At 72.5% G+C, this 5997-nt stretch carries 4 protein-coding genes; all 4 read right to left on the bottom strand.

The genetic code is table 11. The annotated features are described in order from the left end of the window. Positions 1-1981 (bottom strand): polynucleotide kinase-phosphatase (locus tag ACWF94_RS30570; protein ID WP_453495681.1); only part of this gene is annotated, 1981 nt, incomplete at its 3' end. Then, positions 1978-3666: a 3' terminal RNA ribose 2'-O-methyltransferase Hen1 gene (locus ACWF94_RS30565; RefSeq protein ID WP_453495678.1), complete on the bottom strand. Its 1689-nt coding sequence runs from the start codon at positions 3664-3666 to the stop codon at positions 1978-1980. The genes ACWF94_RS30565 and ACWF94_RS30570, both read right to left, overlap by 4 nt. A 48-nt stretch (positions 3667-3714) precedes the next feature. Further along, positions 3715-4689: a homocysteine S-methyltransferase gene (gene mmuM, locus ACWF94_RS30560; RefSeq protein WP_453495676.1), complete on the bottom strand. Its 975-nt coding sequence runs from the start codon at positions 4687-4689 to the stop codon at positions 3715-3717. Positions 4690-4694: 5 nt separating this feature from the next. Further along, positions 4695-5618: an LLM class F420-dependent oxidoreductase gene (locus tag ACWF94_RS30555; RefSeq protein ID WP_453495673.1), complete on the bottom strand. Its 924-nt coding sequence runs from the start codon at positions 5616-5618 to the stop codon at positions 4695-4697. Positions 5619-5997: the final 379 nt, after the last annotated feature.

The following is a 5997-nucleotide window of genomic DNA, read 5'->3' as shown; positions in this document are numbered from 1 at the left end:
GCCCGCCCCCCGCCTCCAGGGCGGCGAGGGCGGTGGGGAAGACCGCACCGGCGGCGGCGCCGACCGCCGCGTACTGCTTGCGCAGCAGTCCGGCCGCCTTCAGCGACCAGGGCATCAGCTCGGCGTCCAGCAGCAGCCAGTCCACCGTGCCGGAAGCGCCAGAGGTACCGGAAGGGGCGGAGGTGCCGCCGGACGCGCCGATGCCGTCCCAGAGCCCGGCGGCGGTGACGGCCGCCCGCAGTCGGCCGAGGATCTCCTCGGTGACCGCCGGGTCGTCGAAGAAGGGGCGGCCGGTACGGGTGTGCAGCGCCCCGGTCGGCCCGTCGACCCCGAACCGCTCGCGCGCCACCGCCGCGTCACGGCACACCAGGGCGACCGCCCGGGAGCCCATGTGCTTCTCCTCGCAGACCACCCTGGCGACCCCGTCCGCGCGGTACTGGGCGAACGCCTCGGCCGGGTGCTCCAGATAGCCGTCCTCCTTCGAGGTCGCGGTCGGCGCCATCGTCGGCGGCAGATAGCCGAGCAGCCGGGGGTCGACGGCGAACCGGCTCATGACCTCCAGCGCGGCGGCGGCGTTCTCCTCGCGCACGCCGATACGTGACATATGCCGGGTCTCCACGACCCGGCGCCCCCGCACATCGGCCAGGTCCAGCGGCCTGCCCTCCCGGCCGCCCGGTGCCACGCTGGTCAGCGGCCTGGCCGGTTCGTACCAGACCTTCTCGGCCGGTACGTCGATGAGTTCGCGCTCGGGCCAGCGCAGCGCTGTCAGCTTGCCGCCGAAGACGGCGCCGGTGTCCAGGCAGATGGTGTTGTTGACCCAGGAGGCGCTGGGCACGGGGGTGTGGCCGTAGACCACGGCGGCCCGGCCCCGGTAGTCCTCGGCCCAGGGGTAGCGCACCGGCAGGCCGAACTCGTCGGTCTCGCCGGTGGTGTCCCCGTACAGCGCGTGGGAGCGGACCCGGCCCGAGGTGCGGCCGTGGTACTTCTCGGGCAGCCCGGCATGGCACACGACGAGCCTGCCGCCGTCCAGCACATAGTGGCTGACGAGTCCGTCGATGAACTCCCGCACCCGCTCCCGGAACGCGGGGTCCTCGGCGTCCTCCCGCTCCAGCTGCTCGATGGTCTCGGCGAGGCCGTAGGTGTGCTGGACCTTGCGGCCCTTGAGATAACGGCCGAGCTTGTTCTCATGGTTCCCCGGTACGCACAGGGCGTCGCCGGACGCGACCATCGACATGACGCGGCGCAGTACGCCGGGACTGTCCGGCCCCCGGTCGACCAGGTCGCCGACGAAGACCGCCGTACGCCCCTCAGGGTGTGCGCCGTCCGTATAACCGAGCTTGCCGAGCAGGGTCTCCAGCTCGGAGGCACAGCCATGGATGTCGCCGATGATGTCGAACGGGCCGGTCAGATGGGTCAGGTCGTTGTACCGGCGCTCCAGGACGATCCCGGCGCTCTCCACCTCCTCGACACCGCGCAGGATGTGCACCTTGCGGAAGCCCTCGCGCTCCAGCCCGCGCAGCGAGCGGCGCAGCTCCTGCCGGTGCCGCCTGATGACATGGCGGGGCATCCCGGCCCGGTCGGGGCGGGACGCGTTGCGCTCGGCGCACACCTCCTCCGGGATGTCGAGGACGATGGCGATCGGCAGGACGTCGTACTCCCGCGCCAGCCGCACCAGCTGCCCGCGGCTCTCCTTCTGCACATTGGTGGCGTCGACGACGGTCAGCCGCCCGGCGGCGAGCCGCTTGCCCGCGATGTAGTGCAGTACGTCGAACGCGTCCCCACTGACGCTCTGGTCGTTCTCGTCGTCGGCGACGAGCCCTCGGCAGAAGTCGGAGGAGATGACCTCGGTGGGCTTGAAGTGCCTGCGGGCGAAGGTGGACTTGCCGGAGCCGGTCGCGCCGATGAGGACGACGAGGGACAGATCGGTCACGGGGAGCACCCGCTTCGCCGGCGCGGCGGTGGTGCTCTTCATGGTGGTCATGCGGCCTTCGCCCCCTTCTCGGACTCGCCGGACTCCTTGGGCTCCTCGGACGCCTTGCACTTCTCGGACGCCTTGGACTTCGCGGACGCCTCGGACTCGCCGGACTCGCCGGACTCTTTGGCGGTGCCGTCAGCGCCCTCGGTGCGGTCGGTGCGCTCGGTGCGGTCGGTGCGCTCGGTGCGCTCGGTGCGCTCGGGGCGCTCGGGGCGCTCGGGGCGCTCGCCACGGCTCGTGCCGTCGGCGCCGTCGGTACGGGTGAACACGGCCATCTGGGTGGGCGGTCCGACCTCCGGGTCGTCGGGCCCGACGGGCAGGAACGCGACGGTGTAGCCGTCCCGCTCGGCGACAGCCGCCGCCCAGGCGCGGAACTCCCCGCGCGTCCACTCGAACCGGTGGTCGCCATGGCGCACATGCCCGGCGGGCAGGGTCTCCCAGCGGACGTTGTACTCGACATTCGGCGTGGTCACGATCACCGTCCTGGGCCGGGCGGCCCCGAAGACCGCGTACTCCAGGGCGGGCAGGCGCGGGAGATCGACATGCTCGATCACCTCGCTCAGGACGGCCGCGTCATAACCGGTCAGGCGCTTGTCGGTATAGGCGAGCGAGCCCTGGAGCAGTTGGACGCGCGCGGCCTGCCGCTCCCCCAGCCGGTCGAGCTTCAGTCGGCGCGCGGCGATGGTCAGGGCGCGTACGGAGACATCGACCCCGACGATCTCGGTGAAGCGCACATCCTTGAGGAGGGCCTGCACCAACTGCCCCTGCCCACAGCCCAGATCGAGCACCCGGCTCGCCCCGGCCGCGTGCAGCGCGTCCAGGATCGCGTCCCGCCGCTGCTGGGCGAGGGGCACCGGCTTGTCCTCGGTGTCCTGGGTCTCGTCGACGGCGTTGTCCACGTCCTCGACTTCGAGGTCGTCGGCCTCGGCCAGCCGCACCAGTTCGAGGCGCTCCATCGCCTCCCGCGTCAGTCCCCAGCGGCGGGACAGATAGCGGCTGGTGATCAGCTTCTGTTCGGGGTGGTCGGCGAGCCAGCCCTCGCCCGCCCGCAACAGCTTGTCGACCTCGTCGGGCGCGACCCAGTAGTGCTTGGCGTCGTCCAGCACCGGCAGCAGGACGTAGAGCTGGCGCAGCGCGTCGGCGAGCCGCAGCTCCCCCTCCAGCACCAGCCGGACATAGCGCGACTCACCCCACTCGGGGAACTTCTCGTCCAGCGCCACCGGTTCCACCCCGACCGAGGTCCAGCCCAGCGGCCCGAACAGCTTGCGCACCAGGTCGGCACCGCCGCGCGCGGGCAGTGCGGGTACCTCGATCACCAGCGGCAGCGGCGACTCGGCCCGCTCGGGCCGGGCCGCGCAGACCCCCCGCAGCGCGCTCTTGAAGACGCCGCTCAGCGCGACGGCCAGCAGCGAGGAGGCCGCGTACGGGCGGTCGTTCACATACTGCGCGAGGGCCGAATCGGGCGCCCCGCCCCGGCCCTTGCCCTTTCCGCGCCGCACCAGCGCCACCGGATCCACCTCCAGCAGCAGCGCGGCAGTGCAGTGCTCGGCGGACGCGTGGGGGTAGAACACATGCGCCGTGCCGTGCGCGGTGGAGAACGTCTGCGATTTCTCGGGATGCTTGTGCAGCAGAAATCCGAGGTCGGTCGCGGGACGCTCCCCGGTGCCGGTCGTACTGATTGTCAGAAACACCTGTCTGATTATGGTCGACCCGCGCCACCCGAACCATGGATTTCCTGGTCAAGGAGGATCCGACGGGCCGCGCGACGAACCGGGCGGCGGACCTGGCGTCGGACCGGCCGGCCCCGCATCGGGGTCGCCCAGGAGGGCGGCCAGCTCCGCGATCGTCCCGGGGCCGATCCGGCAGCAGCCGCCGATCAGCCGCGCGCCCCGGGCCCGCCACGGCCGGGCGCGCGCCGGGTCGTAGGCGATCCCGCCCCGCCAGGCCCGGTCCCGCGCGTCCCAGCGCTCCCCGCTGTTCGGATAGACCACCAGCGGCTTGCCGGAGACCGCGGCGGCCGACTCCACCGCACGGTCGGCGTCGTCCGGCTCACAGCAGTTCACCCCCACGGCGATCACCTGGTCATGGTCCTCGGCCAGTTCGAATGCGGTCTCCAGCCGCTGCCCGGCCCGGGTGCGGTCGCCGGAGACGGTGTACGAGAGCCACACCGGGATCCCGCAGCCGTCGACCGCCTTCAGCAGCGCCTCGGCCTCGTCCAGGTCCGGCACCGTCTCCAGCGCGAGCACATCGGGGCCCGCCGCCGCCAGTGCCTCGACCCTGGGCCGGTGGAAGCGCTCCAGCTCCCGCACCGTCAGCCCGTACCGCCCCCGGTACTCGCTCCCGTCGGCGAGGACCGCCCCGTACGGCCCGACCGAGCCCGCCACCCAGATCTCCCGGCCGGCCGGCTCCCCGGCGGCGCGTGCCAGCGCCACACTGCGGGCGAACAGCCCCTCGGCCTCCCGCCGCCCCACGCCCCGGCGCGCGAACCCCTCGAAACTCGCCTGGTACCCCGCGGTGATGAGCACCTGCGCGCCCGCCCGCACATAGGCGGCATGGGCGGCCTCGATCTGTCCGGGATCGTCCAGGAGCAGCCGCGCGGACCAGAGGTCCCCGGACAGATCGCAGCCCTGTGCCACGAGCTGGTTGGACAGTCCGCCGTCGACGACGACGGTTCCTTCGGCGAGGGCGGCGCGAAGGCCACGGGTCGGCCGCACGACGATCAGCCCAGCTGGGACCCGACCTCGGCGGAGATCAGCTCCAGATGGTCCAGGTCATGGAGATCCAGAATCTGGAAGTAGATCCTGGACGCGCCGATCTCCGCATAGCGGCCGATCCTGTCGACCACCTCGGCGGGCGATCCCGCCAGCCCGTTCTTCTTCAGCTCGTCCACCTCGCGTCCGATGGCGGCGGCCCGCCGGGCCACCTCGGCGTCGTCCTTGCCCACACAGGCGACCAGAGCGCTGGAGTACACCAGCTCACCGGGGCCGCGCCCGGCCTTCTCGGCGGCTGCCCTGACCCGGCCGAACTGCCGCTCACTGTCCTCGACCGAGGCGAAGGGGATATTGAACTCATCCGCGTACCGCGCGGCGAGCCTGGGGGTACGGCTGACCCCGTGCCCACCGATCAGCACCGGCACCTTGCCCTTGACCGGCTTGGCCAGGGCGGGCGAGTCGGTCAGCCGGTAGTGCTTCCCCTCGTACGAGAACGTCCTCCCCACCTCCGTCTCCCACAGACCCGTGACGATCGCGAGCTGTTCCTCCAGCCGGGCGAACTTCTCCTTCGGGAACGGGATGCCGTACGCCTTGTGCTCCTCCTCGAACCAGCCGGCGCCGAGCCCCAGCACGATCCGTCCGCCCGACATCTGGTCGACCTGCGCGACCTGGATGGCCAGCACCCCCGGCAGCCGGAACGTACCCGCCGTCATCAGAGTGCCGAGGCGGATCCGCCGGGTCTCCCGGGCGAGGCCCGCCAGGGTGATCCAGGCGTCGGTCGGGCCGGGCAGCCCGTCGGCGGACCCCATGGCGACATAGTGATCGGAGCGGAAGAAGGCGTCGAACCCGAGAGCCTCGGTGGCCTGGGCGACGGTGAGCAGGGTGTCATAGCTCGCCCCCTGCTGGGGCTCGGTGAAAATGCGCAGATCCATGTCTCCATCCTGCACCTTCGTCCCTCCGCCGCCCGCCCCGCTCACTGACCCGGCCTGGGGGTACCTCCCACGTCCCTGGGCGGAGGGTGGGGATACCTCCCACGCCCCTGGGTGTAGGGGGACCGTAGGCGACTGACGACAACGCGGCGTGGGTCCCACCCCGGGCCGCCAGGCCCAGGGGGAGCGCGGCACCAGCGCACGCGAGCCCAGCAAGATCCACCAGACACGCCCTAACCCGCCGCCGAGTCCACCGCGTCCGGTATCCCCGCCGGGTCGTCGGGCGCGGGTGATCCCCGGGCGGGCGAGCCACCCGGATCGGGGGACCGGGGTGTGCCGCGCGCCACGGGCACACCCGCGCCCGGGGGCCACCCGGCTCCCC

The sequence above is a fragment of the Streptomyces sp. NPDC055078 genome, from assembly GCF_053607985.1.
The sequence above is the reverse complement of the archived record's forward strand: the minus strand, read 5'-3'. Positions and strand labels throughout refer to the sequence as shown.

Bases quoted from the DNA above. Each gene is read 5' to 3' on its own strand.
- ACWF94_RS30555 (WP_453495673.1), bottom strand. From the start codon at position 5,618: ATGGATCTGCGCATTTTCACCGAGCCCCAGCAGGGGGCGAGCTATGAC.